22 protein-coding genes and 1 pseudogene are annotated in these 23,911 nt (G+C 54.7%); 14 read left to right on the forward strand and 9 right to left on the reverse strand.

Features of this window, described 5'->3' with window-relative positions:
• The 8 genes and pseudogenes from mzrA to B9Y90_RS12895 all read left to right on the forward strand — a co-directional run bounded on the left by mzrA (position 1) and on the right by B9Y90_RS12895 (position 4,097).
• A complete protein-coding gene (gene mzrA / locus B9Y90_RS12860; RefSeq protein ID WP_085541453.1) occupies positions 1 to 378 on the forward strand; it encodes an EnvZ/OmpR regulon moderator MzrA in 378 nt (125 codons plus the stop codon).
• 178 nt (positions 379 to 556) lie between these two features.
• Positions 557 to 925, forward strand: a complete 369-nt coding sequence (locus B9Y90_RS12865; protein WP_039289788.1) for a DUF1090 domain-containing protein — start codon at positions 557 to 559, stop codon at positions 923 to 925.
• A 50-nt stretch (positions 926 to 975) separates the two neighbouring features.
• Positions 976 to 1,281 (forward strand): ElaB/YgaM/YqjD family protein, encoded by a 306-nt coding sequence (locus B9Y90_RS12870; RefSeq protein WP_008460461.1) that lies wholly within the window; start codon positions 976 to 978, stop codon positions 1,279 to 1,281.
• A 1-nt stretch (position 1,282) separates the two neighbouring features.
• A complete protein-coding gene (locus B9Y90_RS12875) occupies positions 1,283 to 1,681 on the forward strand; it encodes a phage holin family protein (protein WP_085541454.1) in 399 nt (132 codons plus the stop codon).
• Positions 1,678 to 1,968 carry a YqjK-like family protein gene (locus B9Y90_RS12880; RefSeq protein ID WP_039289781.1) on the forward strand — a complete coding sequence of 97 codons (291 nt, stop codon included), beginning with the start codon at positions 1,678 to 1,680 and terminating at the stop codon, positions 1,966 to 1,968. Before B9Y90_RS12875 ends, B9Y90_RS12880 begins: the two co-directional genes overlap by 4 nt.
• Before the next feature lie 250 nt (positions 1,969 to 2,218).
• Complete coding sequence (locus B9Y90_RS12885) at positions 2,219 to 2,611, forward strand: DoxX family protein (protein ID WP_039289778.1); 393 nt, start codon at positions 2,219 to 2,221, stop codon at positions 2,609 to 2,611.
• Positions 2,612 to 2,684: 73 nt separating this feature from the next.
• A complete protein-coding gene (locus tag B9Y90_RS12890; RefSeq protein WP_085541455.1) occupies positions 2,685 to 3,677 on the forward strand; it encodes a glutathione S-transferase family protein in 993 nt (330 codons plus the stop codon).
• Positions 3,678 to 3,781: 104 nt separating this feature from the next.
• Positions 3,782 to 4,097: pseudogene (locus B9Y90_RS12895) on the forward strand (DUF805 domain-containing protein).
• Positions 4,098 to 4,148: 51 nt separating this feature from the next.
• Here B9Y90_RS12895 and mpl read toward each other — a convergent pair.
• Positions 4,149 to 5,534, reverse strand: coding sequence for a UDP-N-acetylmuramate:L-alanyl-gamma-D-glutamyl-meso-diaminopimelate ligase (gene mpl / locus B9Y90_RS12900; protein ID WP_085541456.1), 1,386 nt, complete (start codon positions 5,532 to 5,534; stop codon positions 4,149 to 4,151).
• 175 nt (positions 5,535 to 5,709) lie between these two features.
• Here mpl and fbp point away from each other — a divergent pair, with 175 nt between their 5' ends.
• Positions 5,710 to 6,708 (forward strand): class 1 fructose-bisphosphatase, encoded by a 999-nt coding sequence (gene fbp / locus B9Y90_RS12905; RefSeq protein ID WP_008460446.1) that lies wholly within the window; start codon positions 5,710 to 5,712, stop codon positions 6,706 to 6,708.
• Positions 6,709 to 6,756: 48 nt separating this feature from the next.
• On the opposite strand, the gene B9Y90_RS12910 is transcribed toward fbp, so the two are convergent.
• Entirely contained in the window at positions 6,757 to 8,310 is a 1,554-nt protein-coding gene (locus B9Y90_RS12910) for a methyl-accepting chemotaxis protein (RefSeq protein ID WP_085541457.1), read from the reverse strand.
• Positions 8,311 to 8,593: 283 nt separating this feature from the next.
• Here B9Y90_RS12910 and ppa point away from each other — a divergent pair, with 283 nt between their 5' ends.
• Entirely contained in the window at positions 8,594 to 9,124 is a 531-nt protein-coding gene (ppa, locus tag B9Y90_RS12915) for an inorganic diphosphatase (RefSeq protein ID WP_008460444.1), read from the forward strand.
• Positions 9,125 to 9,243: 119 nt separating this feature from the next.
• Here ppa and B9Y90_RS12920 read toward each other — a convergent pair whose 3' ends face one another.
• The 3 genes from B9Y90_RS12920 to tamA are packed head-to-tail and all read right to left on the reverse strand — an operon-like array spanning position 9,244 to position 15,100.
• Positions 9,244 to 9,588, reverse strand: a complete 345-nt coding sequence (locus B9Y90_RS12920) for a gamma-glutamylcyclotransferase family protein (protein ID WP_008460443.1) — start codon at positions 9,586 to 9,588, stop codon at positions 9,244 to 9,246.
• Between the two features lie 2 nt (positions 9,589 to 9,590).
• Positions 9,591 to 13,367, reverse strand: a complete 3,777-nt coding sequence (gene tamB, locus B9Y90_RS12925) for an autotransporter assembly complex protein TamB (RefSeq protein WP_085541458.1) — start codon at positions 13,365 to 13,367, stop codon at positions 9,591 to 9,593.
• Complete coding sequence (gene tamA / locus B9Y90_RS12930) at positions 13,364 to 15,100, reverse strand: autotransporter assembly complex protein TamA (RefSeq protein ID WP_039289760.1); 1,737 nt, start codon at positions 15,098 to 15,100, stop codon at positions 13,364 to 13,366. Before tamA ends, tamB begins: the two co-directional genes overlap by 4 nt.
• A gap of 214 nt (positions 15,101 to 15,314) precedes the next feature.
• Here tamA and msrA point away from each other — a divergent pair, with 214 nt between their 5' ends.
• Entirely contained in the window at positions 15,315 to 15,950 is a 636-nt protein-coding gene (gene msrA / locus B9Y90_RS12935) for a peptide-methionine (S)-S-oxide reductase MsrA (protein WP_039289757.1), read from the forward strand.
• 46 nt (positions 15,951 to 15,996) lie between these two features.
• On the opposite strand, the gene B9Y90_RS12940 is transcribed toward msrA, so the two are convergent.
• Together B9Y90_RS12940 and B9Y90_RS12945 are read right to left on the reverse strand one after the other, a co-directional pair.
• On the reverse strand, positions 15,997 to 16,845 hold the full coding sequence (locus tag B9Y90_RS12940; protein ID WP_085541459.1) for a leucine-rich repeat domain-containing protein: 849 nt from the start codon (positions 16,843 to 16,845) through the stop codon (positions 15,997 to 15,999).
• Between the two features lie 57 nt (positions 16,846 to 16,902).
• Positions 16,903 to 18,237 (reverse strand): hypothetical protein, encoded by a 1,335-nt coding sequence (locus B9Y90_RS12945; protein ID WP_085541460.1) that lies wholly within the window; start codon positions 18,235 to 18,237, stop codon positions 16,903 to 16,905.
• A 317-nt stretch (positions 18,238 to 18,554) separates the two neighbouring features.
• Between B9Y90_RS12945 and B9Y90_RS12950 the strand changes: the two genes are divergently transcribed.
• On the forward strand, positions 18,555 to 19,892 hold the full coding sequence (locus B9Y90_RS12950) for a polyamine export protein PaeA (protein WP_039289752.1): 1,338 nt from the start codon (positions 18,555 to 18,557) through the stop codon (positions 19,890 to 19,892).
• A gap of 58 nt (positions 19,893 to 19,950) precedes the next feature.
• Here B9Y90_RS12950 and B9Y90_RS12955 read toward each other — a convergent pair whose 3' ends face one another.
• Positions 19,951 to 20,157 (reverse strand): DUF1107 domain-containing protein, encoded by a 207-nt coding sequence (locus tag B9Y90_RS12955; RefSeq protein ID WP_008460430.1) that lies wholly within the window; start codon positions 20,155 to 20,157, stop codon positions 19,951 to 19,953.
• Between the two features lie 325 nt (positions 20,158 to 20,482).
• Here B9Y90_RS12955 and B9Y90_RS12960 point away from each other — a divergent pair, with 325 nt between their 5' ends.
• The gene (locus B9Y90_RS12960; protein WP_085541461.1) at positions 20,483 to 21,040 is read left to right on the forward strand and encodes a YtfJ family protein; all 558 of its coding nucleotides are present in this window, start codon (positions 20,483 to 20,485) and stop codon (positions 21,038 to 21,040) included.
• Here B9Y90_RS12960 and cysQ read toward each other — a convergent pair.
• Positions 21,030 to 21,776: a 3'(2'),5'-bisphosphate nucleotidase CysQ gene (cysQ, locus tag B9Y90_RS12965; RefSeq protein ID WP_039289749.1), complete on the reverse strand. Its 747-nt coding sequence runs from the start codon at positions 21,774 to 21,776 to the stop codon at positions 21,030 to 21,032. The two genes, B9Y90_RS12960 and cysQ, sit on opposite strands and share 11 nt — an antisense overlap.
• 201 nt (positions 21,777 to 21,977) lie before the next feature.
• Between cysQ and B9Y90_RS12970 the strand changes: the two genes are divergently transcribed.
• Positions 21,978 to 23,909 (forward strand): bifunctional 2',3'-cyclic-nucleotide 2'-phosphodiesterase/3'-nucleotidase, encoded by a 1,932-nt coding sequence (locus B9Y90_RS12970; RefSeq protein WP_085541462.1) that lies wholly within the window; start codon positions 21,978 to 21,980, stop codon positions 23,907 to 23,909.
• Positions 23,910 to 23,911: the final 2 nt, after the last annotated feature.

Raw genomic sequence — 23,911 nt, forward strand, 5'->3', positions numbered from 1 at the left:
ATGAAATTAGCTTTCACTCGCCGCCTGAGGGCGGCGCTGCTTGTTGGTGCCCTGTCCATTGCGTCGCTGATGGTGTGGTCCGGCATGCAGAATAAGGATTCCACCCTTGAGATCCGTGCCTCACGGCAGGGCGGGAGTATTCCCGACGGCTTCTATGTCTGGCACCACCTGGATGCCAACGGCATTCGTTTTAAAAGTATTACGCCGCTCAATAACACCCTATTGGTCACGTTTGATTCCAGTGCACAGAGTGAGGCGGCAAAAGAAGTCCTCAACCGCACGCTGCCCCAGGGATATGTTATTGCTCAACAGGATGGAGACAAAGACGCTCTGGCCTGGCTTTCTATTCTGCGCCCTGACCACAATCATCTCGGCTGATCCCTTTCCTTCAGTCTGAATTTGCTACCATCTTCTGGGTTTTTAGCCGATTCATGACTATGCTTTACCCGTTTTCATCGCTATTTATCAGTGTTTTTCACCACAATGGAACGACGCATGGAGTATGATCGCCTGATACTTTTATGATTCGTCTTAACAAACAATGGAAGGTTTAACCATGAATTACCGCACCGTACTGGCACTGGCTTTACTCACGCTCGCCTCCGCCGCACAGGCAAATACTTTGTGCAGCGAAAAAGAGCAGGATATTCAACGCGAGATTGGCTATGCGGAAAAACACAATAACCAGCACCGTATTGATGGCCTGAAAAAGGCCCTGAGCGAAGTGCGTGAAAACTGCAGCGACGCAGGCCTGCGCGCTGAACATCAAAAGAAAATCGCAAAGCAGAAAGCTGAAATCGAAGAGCGTAAAGCCGATCTCATCGAAGCCCGTCAGAAGGGTGACCCGGAAAAAATCACCAAACGCGAGAAGAAACTTGCGGAAGCAGAAGATAGCCTCAAAGCTTTAGAGAAGCGTGATTACTGATTGTGTAGTCGCAGACTTTAAGGATCCATCTCAAACACTCGGAGAGAACTATGTCAAAAGATACTACGTCAGAACATTTACGCGCTGAGTTGAAATCCCTGGCAGATACGCTTGAAGAAGTCCTGAGTGCGTCCACGGATAAGTCAAAAACTGAACTGGACAAGCTGCGTGCCAAAGCGGAAAAAACGCTAAAAGAGAGCCGCGATCGCCTGGGTGAAACCAGCGAAGCCATCGCCAAACAGACCCGTGAAGCGGCTGCCAAAGCGGATGATTATGTCCGCGAGAACCCGTGGACCGGCGTAGGCATTGGTGCGGCGGTCGGCGTCGTGCTGGGTGTGCTGCTGGCTCGTCGCTAATATGGCGGATTCTCACCAAAGCCAGGGGCCGGGCAAAAGCGTGCTCGGCGTTGGCCAGCGGCTGGTGACGATTCTGGTCGGCATGGTCGAAACCCGTGTGCGTCTTGCCGTCGTCGAGCTGGAAGAGGAAAAAGCACATATCGTCCAGCTGCTGCTGATGCTCGGCCTGACCATGCTGTTCGCCGCCTTTGGCTTAATGAGCCTGATGGTGCTGGTTATCTGGGCCGTTGATCCGCAGTATCGTCTTAACGCCATGATTGCTACCACGGTCGTCCTGCTGTCGCTGGCATTGATCGGCGGAATCTGGACGCTGCGAAAGTCCCGTCAATCAACCCTGCTGCGCCACACTCGGCGCGAGCTGGAAAACGACAGGGCCCTGCTGGAAGAGGATAAGCGATGAGCGATGCAGAACGTGATAAACGTAAAGCCTATCTGCTCAGCCAGGTTCAGCAGCAGCGGCTCGATCTCAGCGCCGCAAAACGCGACTGGCTGCAGGTCACCAGCCCCTACGATCGCGGCTGGAATACCTTAGTCAGCCTGCGTAGCTACGCGATGATCGCCAGCAGCGTGTTGGCAATCTGGACGGTGAAGCATCCCGGTAAATTTATGCGCTGGGCAAAACGAGGATTTGGCGCCTGGAGCACCTGGCGGCTTATTCGTAATACGCTGAACCTCCCCTCGCGTTAACCTTGAAACACCGCCTCTGGCGGTGTTTTTTTATTTTTGCCCCGACGCTTCAATACCGGGTATTTTTACTTTCCTGACTTAGTTTCCTCAGGATATTTGAAGAAGTTAGACAGTTTTCCTTGCTAACAATCTTTTTCCACCCCGTCTATCATCCTCCCCATCGACAGCAAACATCGGTAATTACTGGAGTTTGCGCACCTTTTAAGCCCTGGCCGAGTAAGCCGGAAAAGAAGAACCGCTGGAGAGTAAAATGAAAAAATTAGAAGATGTTGGCGTACTGGTTGCTCGTATTCTGATGCCAATCCTGTTTATTACCGCAGGCTGGGGCAAAATCACCGGTTATGCAGGCACACAGCAGTACATGGAAGCCATGGGCGTGCCGGGTGCACTACTGCCGCTGACCATTCTGCTTGAGTTCGGCGGCGGTCTGGCCATCCTGTTCGGTTTCCTGACCCGTACAACCGCGCTGATCACCGCGCTGTTTACCGTACTGACCGCGTTCCTGTTCCACAGCAACTTCGCGGAAGGCGTGAACTCCATTATGTTTATGAAGAACCTCACCATTGCGGGTGGCTACCTGCTGCTGGCAGTCTTCGGCCCAGGCGCAATCAGCCTTGACCGCGTCCTGAATAAAAAATGGTAAGCGTTCTATACTGATGAACACCGAGAAAGCGAAGACACCGTCTTCGCTTTTTTGCTATTGAGGAGGAGAAAAAATGGGACAACTCATCGACGGCGTCTGGCATGACGTCTGGTACGACACCAAATCGACCGGCGGCCGCTTTAAACGTTCGGAATCCGCCTTTCGCAACTGGCTGACTGCCGACGGCGCAGCGGGCCCCTCCGGCAAAGCAGGATTCGCCGCAGAGAAAGACCGCTATCATCTGTATGTGTCTCTCGCCTGTCCCTGGGCGCACCGCACGCTGATTGTACGTAAGCTGAAAGGCCTCGAGCCCTTTATCTCCGTTTCCGTCTTAAACCCGCTGATGCTGCAAAACGGCTGGACGTTCGCGGAGGATTTCCCGGAGGCTACCGGCGACACGCTTTATCACCATGACTTCCTGTATCAGCTTTATCTGCAGGCCGATCCCCATTACACCGGCCGCGTGACGGTACCTGTACTTTGGGATAAGAAAAATCAGACAATCGTCAGCAACGAGTCCGCAGAAATCATTCGTATGTTTAATACGGCCTTTGATACCCTCGGTGCGCGAGCAGGAAATTATTATCCTGAAGAGCTCAAAAGCGAGATTGATGAGCTGAACGGCTGGATTTATGACACGGTGAACAACGGCGTGTACAAAGCGGGCTTTGCCACTTCTCAGGAAGCCTACGATGAAGCCGTTGAAAAAGTCTTTGTCTCCCTGGCGCGCCTGGAGCAGATTCTTGGTCAGCATCGCTACTTAACCGGTTCGCAGCTAACCGAGGCAGACATTCGCCTGTGGACGACCCTGGTCCGTTTTGACCCGGTCTATGTTACCCACTTTAAGTGCGATAAATACCGCATCAGTGACTACCCTAATCTTTACGGCTTCCTTCGCGATATTTATCAAATACCCGGCATTCGTGAAACGGTGAGTTTCCCGCATATTCGTACTCACTATTATCGCAGCCACAAAACGATCAACCCAACCGGCATTATTTCCATCGGCCCTGCTCAAGATTTAGACGAGCCGCACGGGCGAGATGAGCGGTTTAGGAAGAGTTAAGAATATTCAGCACAACAACGATTTACGGCCTATGCATTCACGACTATTCTTGAATCGATCGCTTACCGTTCAGGTGATTGTCGGATAATCAAGGCAGGCCTTAAATGGATTGGTATTTCAAAGTATTAAGAAATTACATTGGGTTCGGCGGGCGTGCTGAGCGTGCTGGATAAAATGCTTGGACTGCACATCGCCAAAGATGAAGGGGCGCTCACCACGATTTATACCGTTCTGGTTTTCCTGCCGCTTTGGGCAGTCCAGTTTCGTCGCCTGCACGACACCGACCGCTCAGCCTGGTGGCTGTTGCTGCTGTTAATCCCGATTGTTGGCTGGCTGATTATTCTGGCATTCAACTGCCAGGACGGCACGCCGGCAACCAACCGCTTCGGGCCAGATCCTAAAGCCCCTGAGCTTTATTAAACAAAAAGGGCGCTCCACCAGGGGCGCCCTTTTTCTCATCAGGCTCTGCGTTTAAAACGCTTGCTCACGCTGCTGTTCAGCTTTCTTCGCCAGACCATCCAACAATTTTTGATGAATACCGCCGAAACCACCGTTGCTCATGACCAGAATATGGTCTCCCGGTTGCGCCGTTTTCACTACCATCTCCGCGAGCGTGTCCACATCTGCACTCCAGTGCGCTGGCTGCACGCAGGCTTCCGCCACTTCTGCAACCTGCCACGGAATGTGCTGCGGCTGAAGCAGGAACACTTCGTCCGCGCGCCCCAGAGAAGGTGCCAGATCGTCTTTGCAGACGCCCATTTTCATGGTGTTAGAACGAGGCTCCAGCACGGCCAGAATGCGGGCGGTGCCGCCCACTTTGCCGCGCAGGGCAGCAAGCGTGGCCAGAATCGCCGTCGGGTGATGAGCAAAGTCATCATAAACGGTGACGCCATGCGCTTCACCGCGCAGCTCAAGACGACGGCGCGCGTTCACAAAGCTACCTAACGCCTGAGCTGCGTCCGCCGGAGTAACGCCAACATGGCGGGCCGCGGCAATGGCCATCAGGCCGTTATGCATGTTGTGTTCGCCGACCAGTTGCCAGTTCACGGTGCCCACGCATTCGCCGTCCAGGTAAACTTCCCACTGCGAAGCATCGGTCGTCAGCTTCTTCGCCTGCCAGTGGCCCTGATCGCCCACCAGCTCCTGCTCGCTCCAGCAGCCCATCGCCAGGGTTTGCTTCAGATTGACATCGTTTTCCGGCCAGATAATTTTGCCCTGCCCTGGGACGATGCGAACCAGATGATGGAACTGCTTCTGGATCGCTTTCAGATCGTCAAAGATATCCGCGTGATCGAACTCCAGGTTGTTGAGGATCAGCGTCCGTGGGCAGTAATGGACAAATTTGGAGCGTTTGTCGAAGAACGCGCAGTCATATTCATCGGCTTCAATGACGAAGAAGGGGCTATCGCCCAGGCGCGCAGAGACTTCAAAGTTACCCGGTACGCCACCGATAACAAAGCCTGGCTTGTAGCCACAGGCTTCCAGAATCCAGGTGGCCATTCCGGCTGTCGTGGTTTTTCCGTGCGTCCCCGCGACCGCAATCACCCAGCGGTCGCGAAGCACAAAGTCATGCAGCCACTGCGGGCCGGACATATACGGAATGCCCTGCTCCAGAACGGCTTCCACGCACGGATTACCGCGCGTCATCGCGTTGCCGATGATCACCAGATCCGGGTGTGGGTCGAGCTGGCTGGCGTCATAACCTTCGATTAACGAGATCCCCTGCTCTTCGAGCAGCGTACTCATCGGTGGATAAACATTGGCGTCTGAGCCCGTCACTTCATGCCCTAAAGAGCGTGCCAGCATCGCCAGGCCGCCCATAAAGGTGCCACAGATCCCTAGAATATGAATGCGCATACGAAACTATCCTTTCTTTGTTTGGCGCACATTCTAACCGCATGGCTGCGGAGGCGAAACGCATTTCAGGATATTCCTTATCTTGCTGGCGCGATTCACCTGTGCGCGACAATTTGAAAATTTGTTAAGATTGTTGCGATCGCTTTATCCAACATAATGATGCAGGGAAAGTGTTATGAAAACGTTAGGTGAATTTATTGTCGAAAAGCAGCATGAGTTTTCCCATGCTACCGGTGAGCTCACGGCTTTACTGTCGGCAATAAAGCTGGGCGCTAAAATCATCCACCGCGATATCAATAAGGCCGGTCTGGTCGATATCCTGGGGGCGAGCGGTGCCGAAAACGTGCAGGGCGAAGAGCAGCAAAAACTCGACCTGTTCGCGAATGAAAAATTGAAGGCAGCGTTAAAAGCGCGCGGTATTGTGGCCGGTATCGCCTCCGAAGAAGAAGACGAAATCGTGGTCTTTGAAGGCGCCGAGCAGGCAAAATATGTCGTGCTGATGGACCCGCTTGACGGATCGTCTAACATCGATGTCAACGTCTCCGTTGGCACCATTTTCTCTATTTACCGCCGCATTACGCCAGTCGGCACGCCGGTCACCGAGGAAGACTTCCTCCAGCCGGGTAACCAGCAGGTTGCCGCAGGCTATGTGGTTTACGGCTCATCAACGATGCTGGTTTATACCACCGGCTGCGGCGTACACGCCTTCACCTACGATCCTTCTCTCGGCGTGTTCTGCCTGAGTCAGGAACGTATGCGCTTCCCGGAGAGAGGCAACACCTACTCCATTAACGAAGGCAACTACATTAAATTCCCGACCGGCGTGAAGAAGTACATCAAGTTCTGCCAGGAAGAAGATGCCGCCAGCAAGCGCCCGTACACCTCGCGCTACATTGGCTCCCTGGTCGCGGACTTCCACCGCAACCTGCTGAAAGGCGGGATTTATCTCTACCCAAGCACCGCCAGCCACCCGGAAGGCAAGCTGCGTTTGCTGTATGAGGGCAACCCAATGGCGTTCCTCGCGGAACAGGCCGGCGGGAAAGCCAGCGACGGGAAAGAGAGAATTCTGGATATCATCCCAACCACGCTGCACCAGCGCCGCCCGTTCTTCGTCGGCACGAAACACATGGTCGATGACGTAGAGCGCTTTATTCGCGAATACCCGGACGCCTGATTTACCCAGCACAATACGCCTCTCCTTTATGGGAGAGGCGTGATGAGATTAATAGCGGAAGGAAGCCATCGCGGCGACCAGCTGCTGCGACTGTTCTTCAAGAGAATGCGTTGCCGCAGTGGACTGCTCAACTAAAGCCGCGTTCTGCTGTGCCGCTTCATCCATCTGGCTTACCGCAATGTTCACCTGCTCAATACCGTGGCTTTGCTCGTTAGACGCGTTGGCGATTTCGCGAACCAGTTTGGTCATGCGCATAATTTCTTCGGCGATTTCGTCCATGGTTTCCCCGGCTTGCTGCGCCAGTTCGCTGCCCTCACCCACGTGAGTTTGCGAATCAGAAATCAACGTGCGGATCTCTTTTGCCGCTTCAGCACTGCGGCTTGCCAGAGTACGAACCTCACCGGCTACCACGGCAAAACCACGGCCTTGTTCACCCGCGCGGGCGGCTTCTACCGAAGCGTTAAGCGCCAGAATATTAGTCTGGAAAGCGATCCCATCGATAACGCTCAGGATGTCGGCAATACGTCCTGCGCTGCCGGAAATATCGCGCATTTTCTCAATCACGTAGCAAACCATTTCGCTGCCGCGGTCGGCGGTATCGGAGACCACTTTCGCCAGCTTGTGCGCCTGCTCGGCGTTATCGGCGTTTTGCTTCACCGTCGCGGTGATTTGCTCCATGCTGGCTGCCGTTTCCTCCAGCGAAGTTGCCGTAGACTCCGTGCGCTGGGAAAGATTGAGGTTACCTGCCGCCAGCTCACGGCTGCCGGTATCAATCTGGGAAGAAGCATCCCGCACGCGACTGACCGACTCAACCAGCGAGGTTCTCATCGCCACAATCGCGCTGGCAAGACGGCCAAATTCGTTTCTGCCCGTTTGCGGGAGCGGCTGGGTCAGGTCGCCATCGGCCACGTACTCCAATTGATGAATAGCCTCATCCAGCGGCTTCAACAGCAGGTGGCGCAGCGCCAGCCAGACCAGCACAATAATCGCGGCGGTCAGCAGCGCGGCAAAAATAATAAAGCCCAGCACAATAGTTTTGTGCAGCTGAACGGCAGCTACTTCGCTGTTTCCGCGCGTTTCACCCCAGCGCTGGAAAGTCTGCACGTCATTATCAAACTTCTGCCCCAGCGGGATCAGGCTTTTTTCCAGCAGATCGTAATAGTCGTCCGGGCTTTGCTTTTGCAGCGCGGCCAGCATCGGCGTAATGCCCTGCGTCTGATAAGTACCAAAGCTTTGCGCCAGGCCGGTAAGCAAGGCGTTGCCCTGGTCGTCGTTCACGCCGCTGTCGATGACGGACTTCAGGTTTTTCTGCGCCAGCCCAACTTCCCCCACGATCTTCTGCGTGGCTTTTGTCGCGTCGTCCAGCATGCCAATTTCCATCTGGCGTACCGCCTGGCTTGCCTCATTGCGGGCACGAAGCAGCAGAATATAGCCATCGCTAATACGCACCATTTGCTCGCCCTGCAGGCGGTTGATGCGCTCAAGAGAAGCAGAACTTTGCTGCAGGGCATAAATGCCGATGCCGCTTACAACCAACAGCAAGAACGTCATAACCGCTAACAGCGTCAGCAGCCCCGTACGAATCGACAAATTTCTCAACATGCTTAATTCCCGGTTTAACGATGGCTCATGAATAAAGTAGTGAGCGTGTTATCGGCAATTTTCGGAAAATGTTTAATCAATTTGCGTTATTTACGTTCGTTAAGTGCTTGTTGCCATGATGTTTAACTCAATTATGACAATGAAATGACTCAAGATTTGAGTAGCCTGAAGCGGGGCATTTGGCCCATATGGGGGTTAGCGGTCAAAAAACAGCAAAAGACATTTAATCGCAGTTGGCTATAATATCGGGCACTTGAAATACACCAGGTTAAAGGAAACAGACATGAGCTTACTCAACGTCCCAGCGGGTAAAGATCTGCCGGAAGACATCTACGTTGTTATCGAAATCCCTGCTAACGCCGATCCAATCAAATACGAAGTAGACAAAGAGAGCGGCGCGCTGTTTGTTGACCGTTTCATGTCTACCGCGATGTTCTACCCGTGCAACTACGGTTACATCAACCACACCCTGTCTCTGGACGGTGACCCGGTTGACGTGCTGGTCCCAACCCCATACCCGCTGGAGCCAGGTAGCGTGATCCGTTGCCGTCCAGTTGGCGTTCTGAAAATGACCGACGAGTCTGGCGAAGACGCAAAACTGGTTGCGGTTCCGCACACCAAACTGAGCAAAGAGTACGATCACATCAAAGATGTGAACGACCTGCCAGAACTGCTGAAAGCGCAGATCACTCACTTCTTCGAGCACTACAAAGATCTCGAGAAAGGCAAATGGGTGAAAGTTGACGGTTGGGATAACGCCGAAGCGGCTAAAGCTGAAATCATCGCCTCTTTCGAACGCGCTGCTAAGAAGTAAGTTAGCCAGCCTGAAAGAAAAAACACCGCCCAAGGGCGGTGTTTTTGTTTCTGCCCCCCACCTCATCAGGCAGACAGGCAAAAAAACGGCCACGTGTTGGCGTGGCCGCTTAGGTGTGCTTAATACTTTTCTCGATCCAGCCAGTTCCCGCTGTCGATACGGGTTAACCCCTCGACAGGACGCTGATACACATACATCCACGCGCCGCCGTAAGGGGTCTGAATCAGCTGACGGCTGTACTCTCCCCCTTTGGTACGCAGCGCGTCCAGCTCAGAAAGCGTAGAGGCGTCTATCCGGTAAACTTCGCCGGAAACCACGCCATCACCCGGCACGGCGCCTGGATAATGCCCAAGGCTATACAACACGTAGTTTTCCTGCGTGTGGTCGCCCAGCCACTGAGCGTTGGTCATCCAGTGGCTGTTGCCTTGTTTGCGTCGTAAACTGCCGTAAACAAATATTCGCATTGCTAAAACTCAAACTGATAGAGCAGATCTAGTGCCTGATCTACGCCAGACACCGCTTCCAGATACAGCTTAGGCATCAGACGATAACGTAGCGTTAACGTCGCCAGAGAGTCAAAAATACCTACGCCATATTTAACCTGTAGATTCGGCAGTACATAGCCGCTAACCACCACCTGAGAGGAATCACCCACCCCCGCGGTGTCGAGCGCCAGATTGCTTACGCCAAATGTCTCGCCGATTTTACCCACAACCTGACCACTTTGTGCAACCCCCAGACCCACAAGCATCGACGTCATCGCGTCGCCGTCGTTACCAGAAGTGTCTAAACCCTGGCCGCGAAGCAGGTAGGACAAGGCGTCTTGCTGGGACATCGCCGGATCAGAGAATATTTCAGCTTTGGGTTCATCTGCCGGGCCCGTCACACGTACACCGGCCGTGACGTTGTTTTCTGTCGAGTCCGGGTTACGGATGGCTTCAATATTCAGGTACGGGTTGTCCGGCGGGCCGGAGAACAGCAGTTCGCCTTTGCGGACGATAAGATCCTGACCGTAAGCATGGAAGCGCCCCTGAGGAATGTTGATCTGGCCGTTGAGGCCGAGCCCCTGCTTGTCCTGTACCATTTTCAGGTCACCGGTCAGGCGTGCTTTCAGGCCAAAGGCATCAAGCTGCACATTGTTGCCGACGTGAATGGTCAGGTTGCTGTTGATCGGGATCCCGGCGGATTTAGGGTTAATCGGCTTCAGATCTTGATCCAGCATCACTTCATCACTGGAGACGCCTACAGCGCTGTCCGGCACATCATGCACCACGATACGCGCCCACGGTACATCAACGTTCCCGTTGAGGGTAAACAGGCTTGGCGTGGCCACAAATTCGATATCCGGTGAAACGTCCAGGCGCACCATCGGAGGCACGGTAATACGTACTTTGCTGCCCTTCGCCGCTATGCGCGCCCGCCAGTTATCGATTTGCGTCCAGTCGGCATCACCGCTTAATACAATCTGCCCTTGTTTCGTGCGCACCACGCCCTGCAGCGTGGAGTTCATCCCGTTGAAGTTCATGGCAATCTGGCTCGGCTGCATGTCGAACGGCATAAAGTTACCCGCGACATCAACGCCATTAAGCTGCATTTGCCCGAACATCTGCGGCCGCTCAAGGTTGCCGCCGAGGCGTAAGTTTGCGTTCAGCGTACCGTCTGCCTTTTCACCTTTCGAGAAGATGGCATTGGCAATCGCCAGGGAGAAGTTGCGAATATTGACGTTGCCGCCAAGGTTACGCCGCCCCTGCGGATCGGTGATTTGAACCTGGCCGTCAAACTGCCCGTTATTCGCCACCTTCACCAGCCAGCCAAGCTGGGCACGGTTATTTTTCAGTTCGGCGTTGAGGTTCAGCGTGTCGAAGGCAACCGGCAACATATTGCCGTTCACCACCTGCGCCACCTTCACGCCGCGCCCGCTGAGCGTCACCTGCCCCTGCGGTAAACCACCGGCTTCACTGTCCCAGCTCACGTCGGCCTTGCCGGTAAACACGCCGCTGGCCTGGGTATCCGCCGGCATCACCGGTTTCAGCATGGCAAGATCGAAGCGATTGAGATTCACCAGTGCCCGGCCTTTTGCCCCGGCGTCGATAGTTTGCGGCACGCAAAGCTCGGCGTTCGGGTTCACCCAGCAATGCGGGCCAATGGCGATTTTCTGTTCTTTATTGCGGAAGTCCAGCGTCAGCTCGCGGTTGAGCGCCCACGGCCCTACCGGCGTATCAAAACGGGTGTCGCTTAGCTTGCCGCGCCAGCGCTCTTCGTTACGGTCGAAGCTGCCGCTCAGGTTAAGGCGCCCGGAAACGGGTTCACCCTGAATACGCAGTTGAAGCTGGTGCTGCTTCTCATCACCTTTCGCGTCCAGCGTGACCAAATCAACTTTTACACCCGGCTGAGCCACGCGCTCTACGCGCAGGTTCAGGTTACCAGCGATTTGCTCGCTCGATTTCACATCGCCTTTCAGCAGAACACGGGCAATCGTCAGCTCCTGCCAGCGCAGGCCGTTTGCCGTCAGGTCAGCCAGCAACTGCGGTGCTTTCACGTCGCCGCGAACCTTCACGATACCCTTCGCCGTTCCGCCTAAACCAGGCAAGGCATTATCCAGATTCGGGGCATTAATATTGGCGTCCAGGTTGAGATCTTTTTCGCCCAGCTCGCCTTTCACGTCCACCGTATTGCGGCCCAGCTCCAGATGCAGACCCGGCACTTTCCACTGCATATAGCTGTTGCCCTGCAGCGTACCCTGCACGTTGACCTTGTTCTGCTTCACGTTGCCGGCAAGCTTCAGCTCGGGAATATCCAGCTGCCAACTGCCGCCATATAGGCTACCGCGCGTTTTAATGTTACCGTCCAGCTTGGCGGGCCAGTCCGGGAACTGCTTCGCCGTGTTGAGGCCGGCCAGCGTTAATTCACCTTGCCAACTGATAGCTTTGCTCCAGTCCACCAGCGCTTTCAGATCCGTATTGCCCTGCAAAGCAGCCACGCGCAGTTTATCGAGGCTAAACTGCTGCTCGTTGCCTTTGCCATCCAGCGTGATGGTGGCAGGCGGAACCTGATCGCCCTTCACGGCGGTGCTAAAGGCCAGCTTGTAGTCGGTCATTTTGCCGGTCAGACGCAGTTTCAGATTGTCAGCCTGATACTGCTTCTCGCCGGTCAGCGGCCAGGAAAGCTGCTTGCTGTCTATTTCGACGTTGAGCGGCAGCCCTGCTTCAGCCAGGCGGGTTTGGGCATTCAACTGCATCCCCACCGGCCCTGACAGATTGACGCCCACTTTGAGCTCGTCGCGCAGCGCACCGCCCACGGTCATCTTCACCTTTTCGCCTTTCAGCGGGTCGATGTTCAGCGTGCTGTTAAGCGTTAAATCAACCGGCCAGTTGTCGCGCAGCTGAGCGCTACCGGTGGCGTTCACCAGCCCCTGCGAGGAGTCCACATCCAGCGCATCCAGCTTCAGGTTGCCGTCGATGCTGCTCACTTTCAGCAGCAGCGAGTTGACCAGCAAATCGGTATCGCCGGTCAGGCGCAGGCGCGCCCCGCGAAATTCCTGAATATTCAGATTCACCGGCAAATTAACGTCGGTCATTTCCGGCAGAAGCGGCTTCTCAAACAACTTTTTCAGCGTTTCCCCGAGAGGCGCTTCTTCCGGCTGAGGGTTTTGAATTTTCGGCTCAACAATCTCTTCTTTGGCTACCTGCGCGGCTTTCGGCAACGCAATCAGCAAACCTTCCAGCGATGTCGGGGTTAGCGTCAGGTTGCGCTGCTCCCAGGTCAGGCCGCTGGAGAAATCCATCACCGAAACGGTGGTGTCGTCGATTTTCACGTTGACGTTGTTCAACGCCACGCGGCTAAGGGTGATTGGGTACGGCGTGGAGAGATTCAGCGGGCCGCTGTCCTCTTCCTGCACCGGGGCTGACGGCGGCATTTTTTTCGTGTCGACCGCAACATCCACATCTTTTAGCGAGAAATCATTCACGCAAAGGCTGCTGTGCCACAGGCAGTTTAGCTTCACCGCGAGGTGAATCTCTCCCGCACGCACTGCGACGCCCGGCTGCTCGTAGCGCAAGTTCTTTAACGTCAGATTACGCCAGCCGCCGTCGACCTGAGCGATATTCAGCCCCGGTACCCAGCGATTAGCGCCTTTAAACAGCAAATGCAGGCCCGGCGTCGTCCCCACAAGGAAACCGACCGCCGCGATTAGCAGCACAATCACAGCCAGCACCGCGAGGCTTATTTTCTTCCAGCGACTCATAGTTCAGGCCCCAAACCGATGTAAAACTGTAAACCGTGCTCTTCCTTGTCACCCACCGGTACGGCGAAGTCGAGCTTGATAGGCCCAACCGGGGATTGCCAGCGCACGCCAACGCCCGCACCGGTTTTGAAGTTGCTGCGTTTGATGTCATTCACCGCTTCACCGGAGTCAACAAACGCCGCGCCCCACCATTTTCCGGTCACGTTGTACTGGTACTCCAGCGAGCCGGTCGCCAGTTTGGAGGCCCCCGTCAGCTTACCGTTGCTATCCTCCGGCGATATCGATTTGTATTTATAGCCACGAATGCTGCGGTCGCCGCCGGCGAAGAAACGCAGATCCGGCGGCACTTTTTTGAAGTCGTTGGTTTCGATCCATCCCACATTGCCGCGCACGATAAAGCGGTGTTTTTCATACAGCGAACGGATCCAAACGTTTTGTGCCTGGAACACGCCGAAATCGACGCCAGAACCCCAGGCCGTATTAGAGACATCAATCGAGTAACGCTGTGAGTCACCCCAGGTGGGCATCAGGCCCCCGCGCGAGCGGGTACGGTTCAGGCTGACGCCGGGGTAAAGCAGCATGGTCGTGTTGGTAACATCTGCCTGGGTAAAGTGGTCGAGGCTCCAGCGCAGGTTAACGGCACGCTGCCAGCCGCTGGACATATCCCAGTAGCGGGACAGCGCAACGGTAGTGGAGTCCGATTTTGTGTCGTTGAGATCGGTTCGCTTAAAACCGCCCTGCACCAGGTAATACTGCTCCAGCGGGCTTTTTAACAGCGGCACTTTGTAGCTGAAGTCGAGCGTTTGCTCAGGCCCGGAAAGGCTGGTGCTGGTTGTCAGGCTGTGACCGTAGGAGTTCATCCACGGTTTTTTCCAACTGGCCTTCACGCGCGGCCCTACGTCCGTGGAGTAGCCCACCCCGGTTTCAATGGTGTTTTCAGTGCGCGGCGTCACCACGCCCTGTAGCGGTAACACTTTTGTCTGGCGTGATTTTTCAAACTCAGGCGCCACCACCACGGAGTTAAACCAGCCGGTAGCCGACAGGCGGCGGTTCAGCTCGGCCAGGTCGCTCGACTGGTAGTAATCTCCCTGCTTAAAAGGCACAAGGTTTTGCAAATACTCTTCGCGAATTTGGGAGCCCTGAAAGGTCACCGCGCCGAAGCGATACCGTTCGCCGCTGTCGTAGTCGATATCCCAGAACGCCTGATGTCTTTCCAGAGAGACGCCAAGCTGGCTCTTACGGAAATCACTGTCGAAGTAGCCCTTACGCAGCGCAATGCTGGAGAGGCTTTTTTTGAAGTTATCGTAGTCAGCGTGGTCGAGCACGGTGCCGATTTTGGGCCGCTTGGGCAGCAGCGCGAGATAGTCTTTATCGGTCCGCGCGCCACCACGTAAAATGACGTCGGTGCCGCCAATTAACACTGGTTGCCCGGCGTCAACCTGCGCCAACAGAACCTGACGCCCTCCGTTCTGCGGCGGCGGTTTAAGCGTGAAATTAATGGTGGGTTCGTAGTAACCCAGAGCTTTCAACCCTACACGAATGGCGTCATCGACGCGCGCCTGGAAGCGACGATCCGGCGTCACTTCATCGCTTTCGATGGTGGAAAGCTGAGCACGTACGTTTTTTTGCAGTTCGCCGCTGAGTCCCTCAACCTGCAAACGCACGCTCGCGGCGTTAGCCCATGTGCTAGCGACACACAGGCCTGTAATACATAAAGTACGGATTACTGGCACGTTTTCTCCTGAATATCCTTGTTCCCACCCCTGGAAGGAAACGTCATTCCCGCTCCGCGGATTAACAAAACCCTAACATCGAGGGTTGAAAATAACTCACTCGCCTAAATCTTTCTTATATGTAATGTAGTCTGTAACTCGGATGTATTGTCTGCAATTGCAGGTCTGATGACAACCGCTCGCTTTTTTGCCGATTTTCGGGAGATCCAACACCATGTCATTCTTCGACAAAACTCACACTGTGACGCAGGCCGATGCTCTGCCAGGCCGCAACACGCCGATGCCGGTGGCCACACTTCACGCGGTTAACGAACACTCAATGACAAATGTACCCGATGGAATGGAAATCGCGCTGTTTGCGATGGGGTGCTTTTGGGGCGTAGAACGCCTGTATTGGGAGATTCCGGGCGTTTACAGCACGGCAGCTGGCTACAGCGGTGGCTATACGCCCAACCCAACCTATCGCGAAGTTTGCAGCGGCCAGACCGGCCATGCTGAAGCCGTGCGCGTGGTTTATGATCCGAAAGTGGTTAGCTATGAGCAGCTTTTGCAGGTGTTCTGGGAAAATCACGACCCGGCTCAGGGAATGCGCCAGGGCGGGGACGTCGGCACCCAGTACCGCTCGGCAATTTACCCGCTCACGCCGGAACAGGACAAAGCCGCCCGCGCCAGCCTTGAGCGTTTCCAGGCCGCAATGAATGCCGCCGGTGATAAACGCCAGGTCACCACTGAAATCGCTAACGCGGGCCCGTTCTACTACGCGGAAGACGACCACCAGCAGTATCTGTACAAGAATCCGCACGGCTACTGCGGCATTGGTGGCATCGGCGTTTGCCTGCCGCCTCAGTAAACTCACCCTGAAAGCCAGTCATCGACTGGCTTTTTCTTTAGCGTTGTTAACCAAAGCCAACCCACGCTTTCTGATTATTCACATCCAGCGTCGCGGAAGTATGTCCATTCCCGAGGCTGGCCATACTGATGTTATTTGCCACACCATGTTTGTTCAGCGCCGCCAGCATCGCCCGCACGTTACCCGCCGATCCCTGATCGTTAGCCCCGACCAGGAATACCTCGGTTTTACGCGCTGACGGATGCAAATGCCGGGACAGCATCTCTTCCAGAGGCATCCCTCCTGAGCCACTGCGCTGCGGGTTATCCATATGCAACGCCAGGCTTTTGCCATCCTGAACAATCATCGCCGCCAGGCAGGGTGCCAGGTCGGTTGTGAACAACGCAGTTTTCTGTCTGGGTGGCTGATGAATCACCTGCGCGCGGTTATTGCCCTGGGCAAAAAACTGCAGTTTGTACCCTTCATCCGCAAAACGTTCATGCGAGCGACGAAACGGTACGCCCTGGTTGTGCTGATTCATCGCCAGCTGCAGCGTTTGCAGGGAGCCCAGCTGTAAAAGCGCTTTGGCCGGAAAAGTCTGTAGGGGGTTGCCGGACAGATTCAAATGTTTGAGATGCGTCAGCGCGCCCAGCGATTCGGGCAGCGCCGTCAGACCTCGTTCGCTCAGATCTAATGTTTCCCCACGGCACTGAAAGTTATTCATTATTTCGCTGCTCGCGACAGCCCTGGCTTTGCCTTCTTCCGCTGTAGGAGCCGCAGCGGCCCAATTTTTGAGATCGCCGTGTAAATCACTGGCGTGCAGGCCAGAGGACGCGGCTTTCACCGCTGCCGTTGAAGATGTATTGGTCAGCGACGGCATACCTGCTGGCCGCGTCACCGTAGAATTAATATGCATAATCAGGCTCCAAAAATAGACTGCCAGTATGTGGACGTAGCTCCCCTTTCGGTTCCTTTACACCTGCTGCTCTGCGGCATTAAGGGTGGTTGCTGGCTGACGATTTAACGCCGCCTGCAGCTGATGCCCGACCCAGCCTGCCGCCGAGTTCACGGCCGCCGGGACCTTTTCCTGCAGCGTTTGCGTCATTTTGTCCGCCACAGCGTCAGCGAGAATCTCAGCCGCAGGTACGGCGAAGAACACCGGGGCAGAGGCCACGACGTTGGTCGCATGGCTGATGGCGCTCAGCGAAGCGGCATTCACTCTCGGAAAGGCGCTGGTGACAGCAGCGCCAATCGCGCTGCGCAGACTAATCACACCGGCAAAGCCGCCGGCTAGCATCGCCGTTTTCCCAAGGCTCGGCGCAGAAAGAACGCTTGCCGTCGCTTTCAGGCTGTCCGTAGCAATGTCCAGGGGCAGCTTTGCCACGCGCTGAGCAGCGTTCTTAAGCGTATCGCTCACCACGTGCGTATTTTTCAATTCAGTGAACCGCTGCTGCCAGTCGTTGCGCCCCAGCAAATACTCCGGCCCGGTTCGGCCTTTGTTTTCGTCCACCGCGTGGAGAATCGCGCTCATTGCGCCGCCAGCCACCACCCCGCCCGCAGCAGACAGCCACGTATCGGCTTCACCGGCCACTTTCGCCCCGGCAAAATGCGTCAGCGTTGCCGCCATCGCCAGGCGCGCAAGGTTACGTGCCGAATAGGTCTGAATGGCTGCCCCGGTTTCTGCCACCGTCGTCAGCAAGCTCGCTTTTGCCTCCTTTACCGCTTCTCGCATGACCGGATGCAGGTCGCTGTCTTTGGCGGACAGCCACGGATTCGTTGCCGTGGCACGGTTAAGCAACGTGGTGCCAATAGTGTCGGCGATGCTGGACTGCAGGCCAGCATGGAGGCCAATTTCCGCCGCCGTATGGGCAAAAGCGCTCAGCAGCGGGACTTTATCGTAGGCAACAGACGCAGCAGCAAAGGGAATAGCGCGTGCGGCACCTCGCGCAACTTGTCCTAGCCTGTCCAGTTGATGCCCTTTGGTCAACACGGCTTCAACAGAGGCTGGCGTTTCTCCCATTTTGTGTAATTCACGGGTTCTCGACTCAATCAGGGCATGCATTTCAGCATGGTTATCACCGTTAATGTGCTTGCCAAACAGCGCGCCAAGCTGGTGATGAATAGCAGCTTCATTGGCCGAGCCATAAACGCTGTCCCCCACAAAATGCAGGCTTTCATGCGCGCTGACGGCAGCAGAAGTGGCCACCGATGAACCCGAAGCGATCGACGCCGGTCGCTGGCCGCTGTGTTCCGGTAAGGGAGGAAGTTCCGCCGCATGTCTGTGCACGGAAGTAACGGAATTAACCATGTGAACGCTCTCCTGATAGTGGGCTAACCGATCGGGTGAGTGGCAAAAAGAGAAGAAAAGTTCCGGGGATAAAAAGAAGAAAAGCTGCTTATACAATGCGCCAAACGTTAAGCCCATTAATCAAAAAACACATCACTAAAAACCTGGCTTACCGCCGGTTAAATTACAGCCTCTGGTAGCACATCCCATCCTTACGCTATACTACTCCTTGAATTTGCTGGCTCGTTCACAAAAGCGGCCAGCATTTCTTGTGTTTGACCCCTGAGATTTATCCACTTTTCCCTTCCGAGGACCTGGCCACAACAGCCAGATAAATTATGTTAAACAGTATTTTGATAATACTTATCCTTATTGCTATTAGTGCCTTTTTCTCAATCTCTGAGATCTCGCTTGCCGCCTCTCGTAAAATCAAACTTAAGCTGCTGGCCGATGAAGGCAACGTCAATGCCCAGCGCGTGCTAAAGATGCAAGAGACGCCGGGCATGTTCTTTACCGTCGTACAAATTGGCCTGAATGCCGTGGCAATTCTCGGCGGTATCGTCGGCGATGCGGCTTTCTCCCCGGCGTTTAAAATTCTGTTGGAGCGTTTTCTGGCTCCGGAACTCGCCGACCAGCTCAGCTTTATTATCTCATTCACCCTCGTCACCAGCCTGTTCATTCTGTTCGCAGACCTCACCCCGAAACGCATCGGTATGATTTCTCCCGAAACGGTTGCTTTACGTATTATCAACCCGATGCGCTTCTGTCTGTTTGTTTTCAGACCTTTGGTGTGGTTCTTCAACGGCCTGGCTAATGTTATCTTCCGCATCTTCAAGCTGCCGATGGTGCGTAAAGACGACATTACTTCTGACGACGTTTATGCGGTGTTTGAAGCCGGTGCGCTGGCGGGCGTGTTGCGTAAGCAGGAACATGAACTGATTGAAAACGTCTTTGAGCTGGAATCGCGTACCGTGCCGTCTTCCATGACCTCACGCGAAAACGTGATTTGGTTCGACCTGCACGCCGACGAGCAAAGCCTGAAGTCCACCATCGCTGAACATCCGCATTCCAAGTTCCTGGTGTGTAACGGCGATATCGACCACGTCGTTGGCTATGTTGATTCCAAAGAGCTGCTGAACCGCGTACTGGGCAACCAAAGCATGGCGCTGAACAGCGGTGTGCATCTGCGTAACGCCCTGATTGTGCCAGACACCCTGACGCTCTCCGAAGCGCTGGAAAGCTTTAAAACCGCCGGGGAAGACTTCGCGGTCATCATGAATGAATACGCGCTGGTGGTGGGCATCATTACCCTGAACGACGTGATGACGACGTTGATGGGTGACCTGGTCGGCCAGGGGATGGAAGAGCAAATCGTTGCCCGTGATGAAAACTCATGGCTGGTGGAAGGCGGCACGCCGATTGACGACGTCATGCGAGTGCTGGATATCGACGAGTTCCCGCAGTCCGGTAACTACGAAACCATCGGTGGGTTCATGATGTTTATGCTGCGTAAGATCCCGAAACGCACCGACTCGGTAAAGTTCTCCGGCTACAAGTTCGAGGTGGTGGATATTGATAACTACCGCATCGATCAGCTGCTGGTAACGCGTATCGACAATAAGCCTGTCGCGCTGACGCCAAAGCTGCCTGACGGTGAAGAGCCTCAGGAGCAGTAAGCAAGCTCTATAAACACTAACGGCCCCTTAGGGGCCGTTTTTTTTACAATTTTTGGGCTTAGCCCATATCCGCCTGTAAGCGCATCACCTGGCGGTTGACCTCGGACATCACCGAGTAGTGCTGCTTATCCTTAACTTTCGGGACAAGGATTTTGCCCTTATCAAATTCGAAAGCGCCAACGTCCTTGATATACAACCGTCCACGGAACAGGATCTTCACGTACTTCGCCACCTGAAGGGGGTTGTAACGTTGGAAAATTTTCATTCTTCTTTACTCCTGCATGTTAACGCCTCTGCGAGCTACATTTGGCCCGACAAAATGAGGCGAAAAAGTTTGGTGCTCGAAAACTATAGTCCAGATATCGAAGGTCACCTAGTGTGTAGAAGTTTTTTTACTAAAAGATTACAAAGTTGCAGAACAATATTTTTAAATGTAAAAAACGGCAGCGTAAGCCTTCAAATTTCAGGGTTATGTGCGTCAGCCCGCAAACTGGCACTTTGCTTGCGGGACAGATGCTTATTCAGCACATATGCTTAAAACATCGACCCAAGTGGTCGGATCACCTGCTAACAACAATAAGGAGTCACCGATGACCCTGCGCAAAACGCTGGCGCTGTCTCTTCTGCTGCTGCCGCTCATGGCCTCAGCCCATAACTTTGAAAATAATCAGCGAGTGTCCCCGATTGGTATTACCGACAAGGGCGAGCTGGTGCTGGATAACGATAAGTTTAGTTATAAAAACTGGAATAGCGCGCAGTTGCCTGGGAAAGTGAGAGTTCTGCAGCATATTGCCGGTCGCACAAGCGCCAAAGAAGAAAATGCGGCCATGGTCGAAGCTATCAAAGCGGCAAAATTCCCGCATGATAAGTACCAGACCACCACCATTGTGAACACCGACGACGCGATTGTGGGCACCGGCATGTTCGTGCGCAGCAGCATCGAAAGTAATAAGAAAGAGTTCCCGTGGTCACAGTTTATCGTCGACAGTAACGGCGTAGCGGCGAAAGCGTGGCAGCTGCAACAGGGCGGATCAGCTATCGTGGTATTGGATAAAGAAGGCAGAATTCAATTTGCCAAAGATGGCCCGTTAACCCAGCAGGAAGTGCAGCAGGTGATTAGCCTGCTGCAAGGGTTACTCAGTAAATAGAAACCCGGAAGCCGGGGTTCAGGAACGACTCGCGCGGGGTATAGTCCAGCGGCTTGCCCTGCCAGTCATGAACGTGCGCCCCGGCAGCGACCGCCACGGCATGCCCTGCGGCGGTGTCCCAGATATTGGTTGGCCCAAAGCGAGGATAGAGCTGCGCCTGACCGTCGGCCACCAGGCAGAACTTCAGCGACGAGCCTATCGCAGTGGTCTGGTGCTCCCCCATCTGTTCGAGATATTCTTTCAGCTCGCTATCGTTGGCGGCATGAGACCGACTGACCACCACGCGCGGTGGACGGGCATCCCGCACATGAATCTGATTGCGTACGCCACACTCTTCTTTCCAGGCCTTCCCTTCCGCTGCGCTGTACATAATCTTCAGCACGGGCGCATAGACAACGCCCATCACCGCTTTTCCACCTTCGATAAGCGCGATATTCACGGTGAACTCGCCGTTACGTTTCAGAAACTCTTTTGTGCCGTCCAGCGGGTCGACCAGCCAGTAGCGCTGCCAGCTTTGCCGGGTATCCCACGACTGGGGATCTTCCTCTGACAGCACGGGGATGTCCGGCGTCAACGCTTTCAGCCCTTTCAGAATAATGTCGTGGGCGGCAAGATCCGCCGCCGTCACCGGAGAGTCATCAAGCTTATGCGTCGCCTGAAGCGGCTTCTCCCCCTCATAAACCTGCATGATAGCGGCCCCGGCCTCGCGGGCCAGCTGGCAAATTTGTTCTAACATTCTCCACCTCGTGTTGTGTCTCTGCGCTACATCGAGCGAATAACTTATTGTTTTACTTATATCTCATTGCACCCCGATGCGCTATCTGTGAAGCATTTCTGGTTCACCGGACTTAAATTCTGGCAAACTTCACAAAATTGTAAGCAACAGTCTGTATATACATTGCCCTTTGTGGCGTACCTCTAAAAAGGACATTTAAACATGATTAAGTTTAGCGCAACGCTTCTGGCGACGCTGATAGCCGCCAGCGTCAATGCGGCCACCGTTGACCTGCGGATCATGGAAACGACCGATCTGCACAGCAACATGATGGACTTCGATTACTATAAAGATACGCCGACAGAGAAGTTCGGTCTGGTACGCACCGCAAGTTTGATCAATGCCGCGCGCGGTGAAGTCACCAACAGCGTGCTTGTCGATAACGGCGATATTATTCAGGGCAGCCCGCTCGGCGATTACGCGGCCGCAAAAGGGCTAAAAGCCGGGGAAATTCATCCAGTTTATAAGGCGCTGAATACGCTCGACTATACGGTCGGCAACCTGGGCAACCACGAATTCAACTACGGCCTCGACTTCCTGCACAAAGCCCTCGCTGGCGCCAAATTCCCTTATGTGAACGCCAATATCATCGACGTGAAAACCCAGAAGCCAATGTTCACGCCGTACCTGATTAAAGAAACCGAAGTCAAAGACAAAGACGGCAAAACCCAGACGCTGCGCATCGGCTACATCGGCTTCGTGCCGCCGCAAATCATGACCTGGGATAAAGCCAACCTGAGCGGCAAAGTGACGGTGAACGACATTACCGAAACCGCCAAAAAATACGTGCCGGAAATGCGCCAACAGGGCGCTGATGTAGTCGTCGTGATTGCCCACTCGGGGCTGTCCAGCGAGCCTTATCAGGCGATGGCCGAAAACTCCGTTTATTACCTCAGCCAGGTGCCAGGCGTGGATGCCATTATGTTCGGGCATGCCCATGCCGTATTCCCTGGGAAAGACTTTGCCAATATTAAAGGGGCCGATATCGAAAAAGGCACCCTGAACGGCGTGCCTGCCGTGATGCCGGGCATGTGGGGCGATCATCTCGGCGTGGTGGATCTGGTGCTGAACAACGACTCAGGCAGTTGGAAGGTCACCAGCAGCAAAGCCGAAGCGAGGCCAATTTATGACAGCGTAGCCAAAAAATCGCTGGCGGCAGAAGACCAAAACCTGAAAAAAGTGCTGGAGCACGATCACACCGCAACCCGCGAGTTCGTCAGCAAGCCAGTCGGTAAATCCGCCGATAACATGTATAGCTATCTGGCGCTGGTGCAGGACGATCAAACCGTTCAGGTGGTGAATAACGCGCAGAAGGCCTACGTCGAGAAATACATTCAGGGCGACCCGGATCTTGCGAATCTGCCGGTGCTCTCCGCCGCCGCACCGTTCAAAGTGGGCGGACGTAAAAACGATCCGGCCAGCTTCGTTGAGGTCGAAAAAGGTCAACTGACCTTCCGCAACGCCGCCGACCTCTATCTTTACCCGAACACGCTGGTGGTGGTGAAAGCGACCGGAAAAGAAGTTAAAGAGTGGCTGGAATGTTCCGCCGGGCAGTTCAATCAGATCGACGTGAACAGCACTAAACCTCAGGAATTGATCAACTGGGACGGCTTCCGTACCTATAACTTCGACGTCATCGACGGCGTGAACTACCAAATCGACGTCAGCCAGCCGGCTCGCTACGACGGTGAATGCCAGATGGTGAACCCGAAGGCCGAGCGCATCAAAGATCTCACCTTCAAGGGCAAACCTATCGACCCGAATGCCGTCTTCCTGGTCGCAACCAATAACTACCGCGCTTACGGCGGCAAATTTGCCGGGACCGGCGACAGCCACATCGCGTTTGCTTCCCCGGATGAGAACCGCTCGGTGCTGGCTAACTGGATCGGCGCTCAGGGCGAAATTCACCCTGCGGCGGACAACAACTGGCGTCTGGCGCCTATAGCCAGCAAGCAGCCGCTGGATATCCGCTTTGAAACCTCGCCGACCGACAAAGCCGCCGCCTTTATCAAAGAAAAAGGTCAGTACCCAATGAAAAAAGTCGCCAACGACGACATTGGTTTTGCTGTCTATCAGCTTGATTTAAGCAAGTAAGC

It is taken from the genome of Cedecea sp. NFIX57, from assembly GCF_900177785.1.
Taxonomy (GTDB): Bacteria; Pseudomonadota; Gammaproteobacteria; order Enterobacterales; family Enterobacteriaceae; genus Cedecea; species Cedecea neteri_C.

Bases quoted from the DNA above. Each gene is read 5' to 3' on its own strand.
- mzrA (WP_085541453.1), top strand. From the start codon at position 1: ATGAAATTAGCTTTCACTCGCCGCCTGAGGGCGGCGCTGCTTGTTGGT.
- B9Y90_RS12865 (WP_039289788.1), top strand. From the start codon at position 557: ATGAATTACCGCACCGTACTGGCACTGGCTTTACTCACGCTCGCCTCC.
- B9Y90_RS12870 (WP_008460461.1), top strand. From the start codon at position 976: ATGTCAAAAGATACTACGTCAGAACATTTACGCGCTGAGTTGAAATCC.
- B9Y90_RS12875 (WP_085541454.1), top strand. From the start codon at position 1,283: ATGGCGGATTCTCACCAAAGCCAGGGGCCGGGCAAAAGCGTGCTCGGC.
- B9Y90_RS12880 (WP_039289781.1), top strand. From the start codon at position 1,678: ATGAGCGATGCAGAACGTGATAAACGTAAAGCCTATCTGCTCAGCCAG.
- B9Y90_RS12885 (WP_039289778.1), top strand. From the start codon at position 2,219: ATGAAAAAATTAGAAGATGTTGGCGTACTGGTTGCTCGTATTCTGATG.
- B9Y90_RS12890 (WP_085541455.1), top strand. From the start codon at position 2,685: ATGGGACAACTCATCGACGGCGTCTGGCATGACGTCTGGTACGACACC.
- mpl (WP_085541456.1), bottom strand. From the start codon at position 5,534: ATGCGCATTCATATTCTAGGGATCTGTGGCACCTTTATGGGCGGCCTG.
- fbp (WP_008460446.1), top strand. From the start codon at position 5,710: ATGAAAACGTTAGGTGAATTTATTGTCGAAAAGCAGCATGAGTTTTCC.
- B9Y90_RS12910 (WP_085541457.1), bottom strand. From the start codon at position 8,310: ATGTTGAGAAATTTGTCGATTCGTACGGGGCTGCTGACGCTGTTAGCG.
- ppa (WP_008460444.1), top strand. From the start codon at position 8,594: ATGAGCTTACTCAACGTCCCAGCGGGTAAAGATCTGCCGGAAGACATC.
- B9Y90_RS12920 (WP_008460443.1), bottom strand. From the start codon at position 9,588: ATGCGAATATTTGTTTACGGCAGTTTACGACGCAAACAAGGCAACAGC.
- tamB (WP_085541458.1), bottom strand. From the start codon at position 13,367: ATGAGTCGCTGGAAGAAAATAAGCCTCGCGGTGCTGGCTGTGATTGTG.
- msrA (WP_039289757.1), top strand. From the start codon at position 15,315: ATGTCATTCTTCGACAAAACTCACACTGTGACGCAGGCCGATGCTCTG.
- B9Y90_RS12940 (WP_085541459.1), bottom strand. From the start codon at position 16,845: ATGCATATTAATTCTACGGTGACGCGGCCAGCAGGTATGCCGTCGCTG.
- B9Y90_RS12945 (WP_085541460.1), bottom strand. From the start codon at position 18,237: ATGGTTAATTCCGTTACTTCCGTGCACAGACATGCGGCGGAACTTCCT.
- B9Y90_RS12950 (WP_039289752.1), top strand. From the start codon at position 18,555: ATGTTAAACAGTATTTTGATAATACTTATCCTTATTGCTATTAGTGCC.
- B9Y90_RS12955 (WP_008460430.1), bottom strand. From the start codon at position 20,157: ATGAAAATTTTCCAACGTTACAACCCCCTTCAGGTGGCGAAGTACGTG.
- B9Y90_RS12960 (WP_085541461.1), top strand. From the start codon at position 20,483: ATGACCCTGCGCAAAACGCTGGCGCTGTCTCTTCTGCTGCTGCCGCTC.
- cysQ (WP_039289749.1), bottom strand. From the start codon at position 21,776: ATGTTAGAACAAATTTGCCAGCTGGCCCGCGAGGCCGGGGCCGCTATC.
- B9Y90_RS12970 (WP_085541462.1), top strand. From the start codon at position 21,978: ATGATTAAGTTTAGCGCAACGCTTCTGGCGACGCTGATAGCCGCCAGC.